Raw genomic sequence first — 15,441 nt, forward strand, 5'->3', positions numbered from 1 at the left:
CCGGTGCGATGCCGGGGCGATTAAAAAGCGATCAGCCACCGTTATGCCGGTGTTAGCCAGTGCCGGTAGGCGTCTAACTCGCCGCGCACTGCTTGGCGATAAAGATGCTGGAGCCGAGCCGTCACGCTATTCGCCGCCATCGGCTCGCTAAGGGGCGGCGCCCCGGCGCGAGTGCCGATTCTGCGCCCATCCAGCTCTCTTAGCGGCAGAATTTCGGCGGCGGTGCCGGTCAAAAATGCCTCATCGGCGGTGTAAAGCTCATCGCGGGTAATGCGCCGTTCTTTGACTTCGATGCCCAACACATCCCGGGCCAGTTGAATGACGCTATCCCGGGTGATGCCCTGCAGGCAGGAGGTCACTTCCGGGGTGTGCAGCACGCCATCACGCAGTAAAAAGACGTTCGCCGCCGAGGCCTCGGCCACGTAGCCTTCGGGGTCGAGCATGATGGTTTCATCAAAGCCCGCTTTGACTGCCGTGTTGAGCGCCAGCATCGAATTCACGTAGTGGCCGCTGGTTTTAGCACGGCAAAGGCTGATGTTGACGTGATGGCGCGCCCAGGAAGAGGTCAAGGCGCGCAGACCGTGGGACGCTGCGTGCGGGGAAAGGTAGGGCCCTAGACCCCAGGCGGCAATCATCACATGGGTGGTCAGCCCCTGGGCACGCAGCCCCAGGCCTTCGGCGCCTAGAAACACGGTGGGCTTTAAATAGGCGCTGCTTAGCCCGTTTTTGGTCAGGCTCTCACGCTGAGCATCGATCAGTTCGGCTTCGCTAAACGGCAGCGGAATATCCAGCGCGTGGGCGCTTTCCACTAGCCTTCGCGTGTGCTCCGCCACCCGAAACAGCTGCGGGCCTTGCGGCCCTGCGTAGGCGCGCACGCCTTCAAAACAGCCCATGCCATAGTGCAGCGTATGGGTGAATATATGCACTTTGGCGTCCCGCCAGGCCAGCCACTGGCCATCTTGCCAAATCCAGCCGTCACGATCATAAAGCGGTGTCATCGGGTTATTTGCTCCCACTGTTGTTGCCAGCCATCGATGAGCGCCTGCTGATGCGGCTGCAGCGCTTGGTAGCCCCAGGCGGCAATTTCGTCGTTTTGCGGGTCGAATACAGCCGTGTGGCTGCCTGCGAGGGTTTGGATCACCGCGTGGCCGCAGAGCGGCACATAGCCTTCGGAGTAGCCGCCTTCATGCACCACCACCAGCTTGCCGCTGCAGCAGCGTTCTGCCACAGCCTTAACTTGGGCGGTCATAGTGGCGAAGGCTTGGCTGTTGAGCAGCATTTTGCCGAGCGGGTCTTTGGCGCAGGCATCATAGCCGCAGGCCACCACGATCAGGTCGGGGGCGAACGCTTCCAGCGCGGGCAGCACCAGCGTTTCCATGGCATACGCGTAGGCCCCTAGGCCACAGCCAGGAGGCAGCGGCAGATTCAGGTTGGCGCCTAACCCGGCCCCTTCGCCCTGCTCATTGAAACCACCGGTGTCCAGCGGGTAGTTGGCCGCTTGATGTATAGAAATGGTGAAGACATCGGGGTCGTGATAGAAAGCCGCCTGCTGGCCGTTGCCGTGGTGAACGTCCCAATCGAGTATCGCGACCCGGTTAGCTTGGCCCAGGGCGCGGGCACGCATCACCGCCACGGGAATATTGCCCAACAGGCAGAACCCTCGACCCTGGTCGGCTTCGGCGTGGTGGCCCGGCGGGCGACACAGCGCATAGGCGTTAGCCACCTCGCCCAGCGCCACGGCCTCCACAGCGGCAATGGCCAACCCTGCTGAGCGCGTCGCCGCCGCCCAACTGCCCGGCATGTAAGGCGCGCAGTCGCCGCCATTGCCACCCTGGGCGTTGTCTCCTGCCTGCAGTTCCCCCAGGTAGCGCGGGGTATGAAAACGCCGCAGGTCGGCCAGCGTGGCAGCAGGGGGCTTGACCACGTGCAGCTCGTCGATCAGCCCGCTGACTTCCAGAATATTTTTCAACCGCCGCTTACTCTCGGGACTTTCCGAGGCGGCTTGGGGCTGCAGGAATTCGCCGGGCGAAGAGAACACGCCGATGGCGCCCTGGTCGTGCCAAAAGCAGCGCTCGTGCCAATAGAAACCGGTGCTGCTCATACGTTAAACCCCTGCATAAAGGCCGCCAGGTTGGCGCTTAAATGCTCGGTGGGGTAGCCACCCTCCTGCACGATGACCATGGGTAGCGCGAGCGCTCGCAGGCGTTTTCCCACCTCGATGAACGCCTCGGTTTCCACGTTGAGGCCCGCGAGCGGGTCCTCTTTATGGGCATCGAGTCCGAGTGCCACCACGACGGCATCCGGTTCAAAGCGCTGCAGGTGGTCGATCAGGATCGCCAGGGCATCCAAATAGACCTCGCCATCGCTGCCCACCGGCAGAGGGAGATTGACGTTGGCCCCTACACCTTCATCGCCACCCTCTTCGTCCGCGCCGCCCCAGAAAAAGGGATAAAAATCACTCGGGTCAGCGTGCAGCGAGCCTGTCCATACGTCGCCCCTGGCGTAGAAAATATCCTGGGTGCCGTTACCGTGGTGCAGGTCCACATCGATGATCGCCACCTTGGCAAAACGTTCGCGCAGCACGGTGGCGGCCAGCGCCGAGTTATTCAGCAAACAAAAGCCGCCAGCCCGCTCCGGCCCGGCGTGATGGCCCGGCGGGCGGCATAGCGCATAGGCAACTTCCTCCCCCGCCAGCACGGCTTCAGCGGCTGCCTGGGCAGTGGCGGCGGAGGCCAGTGCGCCTTGAAAACTGGTCGCGCTAAGCGGGCAAGCCATATCGTGCAGGTGCCAGCCCGCTTGCCCAATGGGATGGCGGGGGTAGTGGAAGCCGCCGCCGCAGGGGTGAATGTTGGGTGCCACGAACTCGGCGGCATTGGGCAGCGCCTGCCAGCGGGCGTAGATCGTTTCGAGAAACGTCAAATAGCGCGGCGTATGAATCTGCTCCAGGCGTTTACGCAGCGTGGGAGAGTCTGACTCCACTGGCGCAGTGAGCACTAAGCCAGCCTTCTCTAACCCCTGCGTTAGCAGCTCGGCACGCACCGGGCCCTCTGGAGAGGCGGCGGGCTGGCCACGTAGCAGGAAGGTAGGCGGCGCATGCATCGCTTGGTCAGGGTGGTAAAAACACTTCATGAGTCGCAGTCCTTAGCTAGTCACAGCAGTGACGGTATCCAGGTGGAGAGCGCCGGGAAGGCCGCCAGCAGCACGATCACCACCAAGAACGAGACGTAAAACGGCAGCGATGCCACGATGGCCCGTTCGTAGGGCACCTCGGCTATTCGCGCGGCCGTCATTAGCGTCATTCCCACCGGCGGTGTAACGTTAGAGATATTGAGCACCACGATCATCAGGATAGCGAAGTGGAGCGGATCAAAGCCAAGCTGAATCATCGCGGGCACTAGCACTGGCGCAATGACCACCAGCGCGGGCAGTACGTCCATTACCGTTCCCACCACCAGAAGCAGCAGGCAGACCAGCATCAGCTGCACGAAGGCCGCATCGCTAAAGGTGGTGATGATTCTGGCCGCATCCCGAGCGATACCGGAGCGGGTCACGAACCAGCCCAGCACCGCCGAAGTGGCCAGCAGGAAAAACACCACCCCAGAAAAGCGCACGGTGGTGACGAGCGCCTCCCAGATTTTTCGCCACGTCAGGTTCCGGTAGAACACCACGCCGATCACGATGGCGTACACCGCCGCAAACCCCGACGCTTCGGTAATGGTCGTGAGGCCTGAGAGAATGCCGCCCAGAATGATCAGCGGTACCACCAGCGCGGGTAGTGCCAGCACGAACGACATGATCGCCATCTTAAACGGCGTGGGTGCCTGCTTCGGGTAGTTGCGCTTCCAGGCTAAAAAGAAGCTGACGCCCAACAATGCCAAGGCCATTAGCAAGCCAGGGATGATGCCACCGGCAAACAAGTCGATGACCGAAATATCCCGCAGCAACGTAGCGTAGACCACCATCACCACGCTGGGGGGAATGATCGGCCCGATGATCGACGAGCATGCAGTCACTGCCGCCGCATACTCCGCGTCGTACCCCTGCTTTTTCATTTCGGGAATCATGATTTTGCCGATGGCCACCGTATCGGTCACCGCTGCCCCCGTGAGGCCCGCAAAGAATACCGAGACCGAAATGTTCACGTGAGAAAGCGAGCCCCGTACTCGGCCAAACAGCGCATTGTTGAAGGCAATCAGCTTGTGGGTTAGCCCGCCCTGGTTCATTAGCTCAGCAGTGAAAATGAAGTAGGGTACGGCGATCAGCAGAAAGCCGGAAACGCCGGAGAACATACGGTCGGCGATGATGCCGAGCATCCGTTCGCCGCCAATGGCAAAACCGCCCGCCAACCCGGACATCGCCATCACGACGGCTACCGGCGCGCCAATCAGTAGCAGGACGACGAACGCAATGATCGCAGGTGTCATGAGCGGTGCTCCCTATCAGCGGTGTCGATAAGCTCGCCAATCACGTCCTGCTCGTCCATAAAGTGTTCCAGCAGTGCAAACCCATGCACCAAGTGCAGCAGCATCATCACGCCGCTTATCGGCACCACGATGGCAGTGACCTTGCTAGGAATGCGGATTTGGTCAGAGACCATGTACACCTGGGTGGCGCTAGTGAAGTAGTCCCAGCCGTACCAGGTGAGCAAGAGTGCAAATAGGCCGATCACCGCTAGGCAGAGCCCGGCGGCCACCTGCACCATCACTTTTGGCAGGCTGCGTACCAGCAGTGTCATGGCGACGTGCTCGCCATAGCGCAGTGAAATCGTCATCGAAAGAAAACCAATCCAAGGTAGGAACAGCCGCGCAAGCGAGTAGGTCCAGCTCAGCGTGCTGCCCGTGATCAGTTTGTATAAAAATGCGGTAAAAGAGATGCCCAGCATCGCCAAAATACAGCCTACACACACCACGATAGCGACCTGATTGACCAGATCGCTCACGCGACGTAAAGGAGTCAAAACGCCCATGGCCATTCCTCACGCTGGGGCGTAAGGCCCCAGCGTTGATTACCGTTATTGTCCGTAAATTCGCAGATCATCTTCCGCTAGCTGCTGGCCCACGCGTTCGACCTCATCCAGCAGGCCCTGCACACGCGCTTCGTCCATTCCGAAGTCATTGACGATCCACTCCTGCCAGGCGGGGCGGGCAATCTCGGCCATGCGCTCACGTTCGGCATCGGGCATCAGATAGCAGGCCTCGAAACGCTCGCATGACTCGACCCAACTGGCGGTGGCAAGGGCGCCCGACATGCCGTGGCTGAGCTGAATAGCCTCCCGTGCCGAGCTAATTACCGCCTGCTGATGGGATTCCGGCAGCGATTGGTACCAGGACTCGCTCACCATCCAGGGCGCGCTGTTATACACATGCCCGGTGAGCGTGGTGTAGTCGGTCACCGCATCGAAGTTGAACGTGGTATTGAGCACCGGCGCGTTGAACTGGCCATCGGCTAATCCGGTTTCCAGTGCGGTGATCAGCTCGCCCCAGGGCAGTGGCGTCGCGGAGGCGCCTAGCGAGCGCATGATGGCAACGTGGGCCGGGTTCTCTTCAGTACGAATATTGAGCCCTTCTAGGTCTTCCAGGGTCTCGATCAAGCGGACGTTGTTGGTGAAAGCCACGAAGCCGCCGCCGTCATCGAAGGTACCTAGATAGCGCATGTTTGCGGCCTCCACGGTGCCCGACATAAAGTCGGCAAACCACTCGCTATCGAAGAACGTCCACGCCTGCCGCCAGCTGGTAAAGAGGAACGGCGCGGTCACCGCTTGGTAGTCGCCATAGAACGACGACATGGCCCCGGCAGACATGATGGTGGACTGTAACGTACGGCCACCCTGCACTTCCGAGCCATTTTCTACTTCAGAGCCGAGTTGGCCGCCGCCGAAGATCGTCACTTCGAGATCGCCATCGGTGCGGGCTTCGACGAGATTCTTAAAATGCACCAGCGCCGGATAGATTTCGTTGTTGCTCATATCCTCCGGAAGTTGGGTCGCAATCACCATTTCATAAGATTGGGCCTGGGCCGTGTTGCTGGCAATGGCCAGCGGGAGGGCTGCTAGGGCAGTGAAGAGTAAAGAGCGCTTAGCGTTCATAACACACCTCGTTTTGGTTATTGATGGTCTTCGTTATGACTGGCGTTGCAGTGCTGTGGCATAGCGGCCTTTATTGTTGTTGTCTGGCCAGGCCTGCAGCGTGATTTTATGAATGATGCTTGGGCAGTGACTCCCATAGTTCGATGGCGGCGGCGAGATCCTCAAGAGAGGCGCCTACCGATTTAAACAGCGTGATGGCCTCCTTACCCGAGCGCCCTGGTTTGGCCCCGGACAGCACCTCGGCCAGCTCCGCTTGAATGGCGTCAAACTGAAAAGCGCCCTCCTCGATGGCCTGCAGAATATCCCCCGCTTCGCCTTTTGCGCCTGCGTAGGTGTCTACGAACACCTGCGCGCGGCCTAAACACGCGGCATCGGTTTCGCGCATTTGTGGGCGAAACGCGCCGATTAAATCCACGTGCGTACCCGGCGTGAGCCATTCGCCTTTGATGATCGGTTGGGTGGAGAGCGTCACACAGCTGATGATGTCGGCCTCAGCGACAGCGTCGGGTAACGCGTCTACCACCTGAGTAGCAAAGCGGTCTGCATACTCCTCGGCAATCGCGGCGGCTTTATTGGGGTTACGGCCCCATATCAGCACCCGTTTGATGGGGCGCACGCTGGCGTGGGCTTCGATCACCATCGGGGCCAGTTTGCCGGTACCCACCACTAGCAGGGTGTCGGCATCTTCATTGGCCAATGCTTGAGCCGCCAGCGCCGAAGCAGCGGCGGTACGGCGGCGGGTTAGTTCGCTGCCATCGATACACGCCAACGGCTGGCCGTGTTTGCCTTCGCTGAGCAAGTAAAGCCCCGAAATAGCCGGAACACCGTGCTCGGCGTTTTGCGGAAACACGTTGACCATCTTCACACCGATATAGCCAGCAGCTTCCCAGGCGGGCATCAGCAGCATGGTGGCTTCGCCGTCGGGCCGGTGCATGGCGTGATGGTGGCGCGGTGGTGACTCCACTCCGTTCACAAAGGTATGCCGCAAACGGTCGATGACGCCCTGCCAAGTGAGATGCTGTGCGACTTCCGCTGCCGAAACGACCTGCATATCAAGCCTCCGGCAGCGCAGCGATGACCATGATTTCCACCTTCCACTCGGGCTTGGCCAATTTGGCTTCTACCGCAGCACGCACCGGTGGGCGACCAGGCACGACCCAGGCATCCCAGGCTTGGTTCATTTGGTCGAATTCCGCCATGCTGGTGACCCAGATTTGCGCCGAGATCAACTGCTCTTTAGAGGTGCCTGCCTGGGCCAGCAGTTGGTCGATACGTGCTAACACCTGCTCCGTTTGTCCGCGCATATCGGCGGTGGCATCCGAGGGTACTTGGCCTGCGAGATAGACCGTGCCGTTATGCACGGCGACTTGGCTCATGCGGAGGTTGCTGTCTTGATAGGTCACGCCCATGGGATCTCTCCAAGGAAGGTGGGGTTCCTCTTGAGACTACGACGATGCCTTGGCGTGTGCTTGCCCGAAACTCGGGTAAATTTGCCCGCAAGTCAGGCAGACAGGGACGTCAGCCATTAGCGGTCAGATGAGGGGGAGATCTCGAAGTAACGCCGATAGGCGCGGGAAAAACTGCCCTGATCGCGAAAACCCACCAGCATGGCAATGTGACCAAGGCTCAGTGCGCTATGTCGTACCAGCGTGCGCGCATGCTCTAGCCGCCTGCGCTGCACATAGGCCAGCGGCGTTATCCCGGTGAGCTCTCGAAAACAGCTATGGAAGTGCCCAGGGCTCAATGCACACAGCGCCGCTAACTGCTCGACACGTATGTCATCTGCCAGATGTTGGTCTAGCCAGGCATCCAGGCGCTCTAAGTCGAGCCGTTCGCTGATACAGCGCACCCCAAGCTGGTCAGCCGTCTGTTTTGGCGCATCCTGCAGGTACATATAGAGGGCCCGCAGCAGCAGAACGGCAATTTCGTTTTGCAGCGCCGGGCACTGATCCAGCTGATGCGCCAGCGCATGAGTCAGTTGATTCAGGGCGGGGGGTACGGTAAAGAAGCGCGGCTTATCGAATAAGCGCTCGATCTCACTGCCTTTTTCCAGCGTGGCCAAGTGCTGTACGGGAATATCCAGCACCAGCGTTCGATTGCTGCCATCGCCTTGGTACTCGTGATGGCGCGATGAGGGGATCAAACAGCCTCGGCGAGCGGTCACCCGCTCACCCTGGCCTTCCATGGAGAGTTCAGTCACGCCACACGTCGCCAGTATCAACTGGTGAAAGTCGTGAGTGTGTGCCACCTGTTCTTGCGCTAGGTTGCGGCTATGCAGCTCGAACTGGGACATGACCGTACCGTTCGGGAAGTGTGAGAAGAAGACTCCACTATAAAACGATCGCGGAATAAAAAGCGAGGGGGCGTTAACGCTTGGTTAACGCCCCCTCGCTACTGCCTTGAGATAACCGATCAGGCGTCGGGCAGTGCCGCGATGACCATGATCTCCACTTTCCACTCGGGCTTGGCCAGCTTGGCTTCCAACGCGGCGCGCACCGGCGGGCGACCCGGCACTACCCAGGCTTCCCACGCTTCGTTCATTTCTGCGAACTCGGCCATGTCGGTGACCCACACCTGGGCAGAGATCAAGTGCTCTTTCGAGGTGCCCGCCTGCGCCAGCAGCTCATCGATACGCGCCAACACCTGCTCGGTTTGCCCACGCATGCCCACCGTGGCATCCGCCGGCACTTGGCCCGCAAGGTAGACGGTACCGTTATGAATGGCCACTTGGCTCATACGCGCATTGCTTTCGTGATAGGTCACGCTCATGGGGTTATCTCCAGCGAAGAGGGGTATGTTATTGCGTTGATATGCCATAAAGCACCGCCTTTATACGACGCTTGGCGGCATTCAACAATAGATAGGGGGGCTGGGTGATGGTGGGTTGAGGGAATCACGTGGGAAGCAAATTAAAACCCCCAGGCTGCCGAAAGGCTGCCTGGGGGTTGCTTGGTTATGCGTTAGGTAATAATGGAGTAGTTGGTGTTCACTTCTTCGAAATTATTGAGATCTATATTTTCGAAGTTGGCTATCAACTGAGTGTCGAAACTTGTATCCGACTCCTCTACCCGGAATAGCAGGGCATCATCATTGATGTCGACCGTATCGCCATTGCCAGCTAATAGATAAACAACGTTTCCAGTGCCAAGCCCCAGATTAGCTAACCAGCTTGCCCCGTCATTCACAAATTCTTCGGCACTGAAGACAACGAAGGCTTCATTAGCCCCTAGCGCTTGAGCTGTATCGTAATTAGCAAAGCCTGAGCCATCACCACGGAGCGAGTTGAACTCATCGTTCATTAATTCGACGATGAGCTGATCACCACCCGCGCCAGTGCTGAAGTCGATAATGGGGTCACCCAATGTTTCGCTACCATTCAGGGTGTAAGTGAGGCTGTAGGGTGATGCTGGAAAGCCTGCTTCCTCTGTATAGGCAATATCGGTGCCCGAGAAAGCCTGCCTGTTAGCTTGGCCCTCTCCGTTTTCTATCTCACCATTTACACCACTTCCAGTAATGATCACCCCATCGGCTTCACGCAGGTAGTCATTATTCGTCGTAATCCCAATATCCTCATAACCAGCCAGGGTATCTTTAACTACCCAGTCCATTAAGCTATCAACAGATACGTCAGCGCCATTTTGCGCCCCATCGATCAAACGCTCTACGAGCTGATAAATGCGCTGAGCATCGTAGGCATTAAGCTCACCAATATCGAAAGGGGTAGCATCGATCAAGGTATAGTTTTCTGCTAAGCCAAACTCTGATGGCAGCCTATCGAGAGCTTCCTCCAAGCTGTAACCGACAACGAAGCCAGCGTCCACAAAGGTATCTAGCTGCACCAGCGCTTCGTATTGCGAAATAGAAATTTCGCTATCCGTCACTCGCACTTCGGACGCATTTTGGATGCCTGCATCATCACGGACAATCACCTCTCCTGATACATCATCCAGCAGGTTGGTTGCAGAGTCTTCGACACGCCATGAGTAAGCATCTAGCTTTGACGGTGCTGTACCTGCAGCGTTGATAAGGTCATCGAGCGTTGCATCAAGTGTGTTGGCATCAGCAACATTGAAAGGAGTCGCAAAAGCCACCACCGGCGCACTCAATATACTTAGAGAATAGCCAGGATTGCTGCTAGCAATGTCTAAAAACGCAATTCTATTATCGTAAGCCTCTTGAGGCGTAAAGCTCACGTTTGTGAGAGTGCTGGTCTGAAGTGTATTCAGAACAGACACCTCATTATCTGCCACGGTTACGAATTTCAGGAACTGACTTGCTGTCAATTCTGTTTCAGTCAATTGGATTGCTTGCGCCAATTCAACCCATGGAGCATCGACGTCAATATTTTCCACAGAGTCTTCGATGGTCCAAACTACCAAAGACTCAATATTCACTGGTGGCACATTAGACGCGCCATCTACAACATCAAACACACGCTGATATTCAGCTTCAGCAGTGGCGGAAGAAACTCCCACATACTCTAGCGGGCCATTAGCATTCGCTAACACACCATAATTGTTTTCAAATTCTTCATTTTCAATAAAGGTGATATCAATATCTTCATCGTAATAAAAATCTACTCGCACATTGACCAAGTCAGAAGGAGTTAGCAATCCCTCCAAACCATTCAAGTACTCATCCTCGAACACGATCGAGGCATCCGTTAAAGTGATGTTTAAAGCTTCACTGATGATGGGTGGAAATTCAGTACCACTTTTTTGAGCAAGAATATTCTCTGCACTGTCTTCAATAGTCCAGCTGTAAAGCCCATCTAGAGTTGTACCATCTACCTGTGTATTACGGGCAGCACTGTCCGTACCACCAAGCAGAACATCGACGGCATTTCTATAGGTTAAAGCATCTGCGACCGAGAGATTTTGAGCTTGGTAGGGCTGCTCAGTATCAATAATATAATTCGTCGCCAGTCCACTATTATCCTCTAGATAAATACCCACCGCATCTTCGAGTGTATACGACTGAATTTCAAACCCAGGAATTTGCTCCAGAATGCCGTATTGATCAAACGTAATAACCGCCGTGTCGTTTATTTCGACCAGCGTCGCGTCGCGTATATGAGGAGGATGTTGATTACCGTTATTTGTATAGGCCGTGACAATGGCGGCAGCACTATCTAAAACGCTCCACTCGTAGATGTCTGTCACTGACAAAGTGTCGGTGCTTGCATTCACCAGTGCTAATACGGCGTTGTAGTACCCTGCTGCATCGGCCACATTGATGTTGCCTTCCCCAACGGCTTCGTCAATGTCGAATTTATCGAGAGTAAAGAAGAAACGGTCAGCTAAATCGCCTGGAGCAGCGAACGTTTCAGCTTCCTCATCAAACACGTAGGCCAGCGTGTAAGAGACTTCGTTATAATCAAAGCCGCCCTCACCCAGGCCATTGACCAAGGCATCGTACTCGGCAGCCAGAATATTGCCATTCGGCCCGCCATTGGCGGCGAGGATGCTATCTGCGCCTGCCAGCACTTCGTCGGGTACGCCGTTAGTGATGACCCCGAGGATATTGCTGGCGGAGTCGGTGATGCTCCACTCGTAAACGGTCTCGAAATTTAGCGTATTACGTGCGCCTGCAAGAATACTCTTGACGGTTTCAATTTCCGTTAAAGCATTCGCGACACTCAACGCCCCATTGGTATTTGTGTAAGTAGTATTGGCAGTAATGGAGTAAAAATCACTGGGCGCCAGCACACCGTTGGCTTGAGCTGAAACCGCTGCTGCTAAGTCAGCATAAGTGACAGTGGTGCGCGCGGCATTTTCTCCCGCTTCCAAACTCAGCGCGTCCCCCACAGCAGCCAGCAGCTCTTCATACTGAGCTTGAGTGATGGTGGTACCTGTCACACGCACCGTTTGGGCGTTCACCACAGCATCGTCGCCAAACGCAGTATCACCCGCGTTGACGTTACTGATTCCGTCGAGCAGGTTGCCAATGCTGTCTTCGACCTGCCACACCACTGCATCGCTGCCGAGTAGCGCAGTCCGGTTCTCTGCACCCGCGATAATGGCGAAATAGCTCGCTCCCTGGGCGACTGTCCAAACGTCGTTGAACGATGTTTCCAGGTCGATCACATAGTCGGCAACCAGGGGGCCATTGCCAGCATCGATGACAGAGATGGCGTTAGCCAACGTGTATTCCACTAGCTCACCGAGGCGAATGTAGTTGAAATCCGCTGTGCTTAGCGCTTCGAACTGCGCAATCGTAATGATGTCGTCACTAACGTTGACTGCATCTGCTCGAGTGAGATGAGGAACGTTACCCGCCGCGAGAATGGCGGAGGCACTGTCGACGACCGTCCAGTTGAACAGCGCATCGGCGTTGGGTGTTTGAGTGTTAAGGGCGCCATCGAGGATTCGTTCTACCGCTGCCAGCGTTGTGGCGGCGGCGTCGACGCTGACCTCACCAGCTTCAAAGGGCACGGTGGTGTCGATGTCGTAATTGGCGGCTAGCGCATCTGCATTGACGGCGTTTTCCAGCGTATAGCGAACGATGGTCGTACCCAGCTCAAAGTTGTCCAGCGTGTTGAGCTGGTCGAATTGAGCCGACGAGATCACTCGGTTGCTGGCCGAGACTTGGTTCGCCTCGGTCACGTGCCCTTGATCCAGGTCGGCGATGATAGCGTCTGCTGTATCGCGAATGACCCACTCGAACAGCGTGAGCGGCGGCTGATTATTCGCGCCTTCCAACACCCGGCTAACATCGGCAAACGCAGTTTCCGCCTGGGCGACGGTCACCGTGCCTGCACTGAGTACTTCTTGTAGATCGATGATGTAGTTGCTGGCGAGAGGATCGGCAGCCAGCGCTTCGGCCAGCGTGTAATCGACCTCGGTCTCGCCGAGCACGAAGTTAGGCAACGCATTGAGCTGTACGAACTGCGCAGGGGTAATGATCGCTTCCGTCACGCTGATGCTATTGGCTTCGGCAATTTGTGGGCGTGCGGAGGGCGTTCCTAAAATCGTGGCAAGGCTATCGACGATATTCCACTCTAGGAGCAGATCACGGGTGAGATTGTCGCTGTCAGTGTTTTGGGCGAGATCCAGTAGCACACGCGTGCTATCGATCAACTCAGCAGCCTCGCGCACGGTTAAGTCACCCGCGGAGAAAGGCCTACTTGGGTTGAGCGTGTAGTTAGCAGGCATTACGTCGGTCGCCAACGCTTGTTCCAACGTGTACGGCACGACCGTGCTGCCCAGATCGAAATTATCCAAGGTATTGAGATCAGCGAACTGATCCGGACGGATGGTGGTGTTGGTGAGCGTCACGCTTTGCGCCCCAACGACCTCAGGGCGACCTAGACCACCGCTCACCAACACATCTTCGGCATCCGCGCGAATCGACCACGTATAAATATCGCCTAATGCAATGGGGGCAGTCGCCACATCGAAGTCGCCCGCCAGCACGGTTTCGACCAACGCCAGCTGGTTGCCTGCAGCCGTCAACCCCAACGTACCTGCCGCAAACGGCTGATTGGGGTTGATCAAGTAGTTCGCCGGCAGTTCGTCATTGGCCGCCAGCGCCACTGCTTGTTGTAGCGTTAGATAAGGTACCTCGGCACGGGTACCGATCGTGTCGGAAAGGTCGCTATTCGGGTCTTGAGCATTTCTTTGCGCGTCCCGAAGCGGGTTATTGTTGCCGTCTCGGTAGGCATCAATATTAAGGCCGTCACTGGCGTTATCGATGGCGTCCAGTGCCTGCTTTACTTGGCCAGCAATGGAAGGAAGGCCCAACGCATCGGCCATTTCCTGATTGGTCAACTCCCGGCCAGCGTCGCTCGCTTGATTGAAGGCAGTTCCCAGCCGCGAGAGCGCATCGGCACTGCTAATCCCTGCCGTGGCCGCCATGGCCAGCAGGCTTGCCACTTTGACACCCGCAATGAGCAGATCCAGATTAGGCGATGCCTCTGCCAACGGATCTGTCGTCATCAGATCGATTCGCTGGTCGAGGCCAAGCGCCGTTTTGATCGCCGTTTGGGCATCAGCATCGTTCAAGCCGAACTGTTGCGAGAGCTGCACCATCAGGGTGGTCAACGGGGTAATCACCGTCGCATCTTCCGGTGCCCGTAATACGCCGGTAAACGGCAACCCTGTGGAGATATCCACACCACCAGTGGCAGTCAAGATACCGCTGCCCTGCAAACCACTAAAGAAGCCATCGTCATTCGTGGTGACTTGATTCGAGTTGACGGCACGCGTCACGGTGGCCCCGGAAATATACCCATCGATCACATAGCCGCTGATGGTGGCAGGACCACCATCACTACCGCCACCGCCGCCTCCACCGCCCGCAGCGGCAGCCCCTACCGCAATGGCGCCGCCGCCGACATACAGCCAGGGGGGAATATCACCAAACGAGCTGACTGGCTCGCTACTACTGCTTGCGGTACTCGGGAAACTGCTGGTGCTCGACGGCTGATTGGCGAAAGACGCGCTCGGCACGAATAATAAGTTGCCGAAATCTTCGCCGCTGGCAATGCCTTGTTGAAGGGCATTGCTAGGGCTGATGAGAAATAGATCGCCCTGCTGGACCAGCGCGCCGCGCTCGATGACCATTTGCGTGCCGTCGGGACGGGTGATCAAGACATTGCCGTCGGGCAACAGCTCCCAGGTTTGTACGTCAGGAAGCTGGCTAAGCGGGACGAGAAGACCGCTATCATTTCCCAGTAGCTCCATCAGCGAATCGATATCGACGACGACACGGCCGTTTTCCAGCGCCACATCCGCGGCGGCCATGTCGATACGCTGACCGCTGTTCATGATGAGCGTTAGACTACCGTTAGGTTGGCGAATCACTTCCGCCACCCCTTGTAGATCATTGACGGCGACCATTGGGTCGGCCAGCGCCTGCTGTGCGAGTAACGGCAGCACCAACGTCGCGGCCATCCCCCCTTGCTTCAATGCTTTTTGGTTGTTGGCCATCCAGCGACGAACGAAGGCCATGCGCTCTTGAGGATCGGCCGGAACGTCGATACGCACCACGTCGTCACGCGTATTGGCCAGTGAGTCCCAGTCGCTTTGGGCTTCTTGATGGCTGACCCTGACACCATTGAGCAGATGGCCACTCATAACTCCGGGCCGCGTTGACTTAAGCATATCGGCTGATGACTTCGCCATTGAGCACATCTCCACTAAAGATTCGCAAGCGCGTTGCGCCAAACGTTTTTATGAAAGTCTGGCGTTGACCGCCTTAGCGCTCTCATCCGTCGTGGATGACGAGCAGCCATAAAAAAAATTGATCCGAGTATTTCATAAAAAAGCAGGAAATAAACCTGCAAAAAGGCGGGGTAATCCCGTTCTTCCCGGGATTAGGGGAGAGCATCGCGGGCAAAAACATCAGCACGGCTT

At 57.1% G+C, this 15,441-nt stretch carries 11 protein-coding genes; all 11 read right to left on the bottom strand.

The features are described from left to right. Positions 1-41: 41 nt before the first annotated feature. The 11 genes from MHM37_RS02645 to MHM37_RS02695 all read right to left on the bottom strand — a co-directional run bounded on the left by MHM37_RS02645 (position 42) and on the right by MHM37_RS02695 (position 15,210). Positions 42-998, bottom strand: a complete 957-nt coding sequence (locus MHM37_RS02645; protein WP_239295843.1) for a branched-chain amino acid transaminase — start codon at positions 996-998, stop codon at positions 42-44. Beyond that, positions 995-2,101, bottom strand: a complete 1,107-nt coding sequence (locus MHM37_RS02650; protein WP_239295842.1) for a class II histone deacetylase — start codon at positions 2,099-2,101, stop codon at positions 995-997. The genes MHM37_RS02645 and MHM37_RS02650 overlap by 4 nt, the downstream gene beginning before the upstream one ends. After that, complete coding sequence (locus MHM37_RS02655; RefSeq protein WP_239295841.1) at positions 2,098-3,129, bottom strand: histone deacetylase family protein; 1,032 nt, start codon at positions 3,127-3,129, stop codon at positions 2,098-2,100. The genes MHM37_RS02650 and MHM37_RS02655 overlap by 4 nt, the downstream gene beginning before the upstream one ends. A gap of 20 nt (positions 3,130-3,149) precedes the next feature. Continuing rightward, positions 3,150-4,424 (bottom strand): TRAP transporter large permease, encoded by a 1,275-nt coding sequence (locus MHM37_RS02660; protein ID WP_239295840.1) that lies wholly within the window; start codon positions 4,422-4,424, stop codon positions 3,150-3,152. After that, complete coding sequence (locus MHM37_RS02665) at positions 4,421-4,966, bottom strand: TRAP transporter small permease subunit (protein WP_139525070.1); 546 nt, start codon at positions 4,964-4,966, stop codon at positions 4,421-4,423. The genes MHM37_RS02660 and MHM37_RS02665 overlap by 4 nt, the downstream gene beginning before the upstream one ends. Positions 4,967-5,011: 45 nt before the next feature. Then, entirely contained in the window at positions 5,012-6,085 is a 1,074-nt protein-coding gene (gene dctP, locus MHM37_RS02670; RefSeq protein WP_139525069.1) for a TRAP transporter substrate-binding protein DctP, read from the bottom strand. Between the two features lie 106 nt (positions 6,086-6,191). After that, entirely contained in the window at positions 6,192-7,136 is a 945-nt protein-coding gene (locus tag MHM37_RS02675) for an ornithine cyclodeaminase family protein (protein WP_139525068.1), read from the bottom strand. Position 7,137: 1 nt separating this feature from the next. Further along, the gene (locus tag MHM37_RS02680) at positions 7,138-7,494 is read right to left on the bottom strand and encodes a RidA family protein (protein ID WP_139525067.1); all 357 of its coding nucleotides are present in this window, start codon (positions 7,492-7,494) and stop codon (positions 7,138-7,140) included. Between the two features lie 116 nt (positions 7,495-7,610). Further along, positions 7,611-8,378, bottom strand: a complete 768-nt coding sequence (locus MHM37_RS02685; RefSeq protein WP_239295839.1) for an AraC family transcriptional regulator — start codon at positions 8,376-8,378, stop codon at positions 7,611-7,613. 119 nt (positions 8,379-8,497) lie between these two features. Further along, positions 8,498-8,854, bottom strand: coding sequence for a RidA family protein (locus MHM37_RS02690; protein WP_239295838.1), 357 nt, complete (start codon positions 8,852-8,854; stop codon positions 8,498-8,500). 191 nt (positions 8,855-9,045) lie between these two features. Next, positions 9,046-15,210, bottom strand: coding sequence for a calcium-binding protein (locus MHM37_RS02695; protein WP_239295837.1), 6,165 nt, complete (start codon positions 15,208-15,210; stop codon positions 9,046-9,048). Positions 15,211-15,441: the final 231 nt, after the last annotated feature.

It is taken from the genome of Halomonas sp. MMH1-48 (assembly GCF_022348105.1).
In the GTDB taxonomy this organism is placed as follows: domain Bacteria; phylum Pseudomonadota; class Gammaproteobacteria; order Pseudomonadales; family Halomonadaceae; genus Vreelandella; species Vreelandella piezotolerans.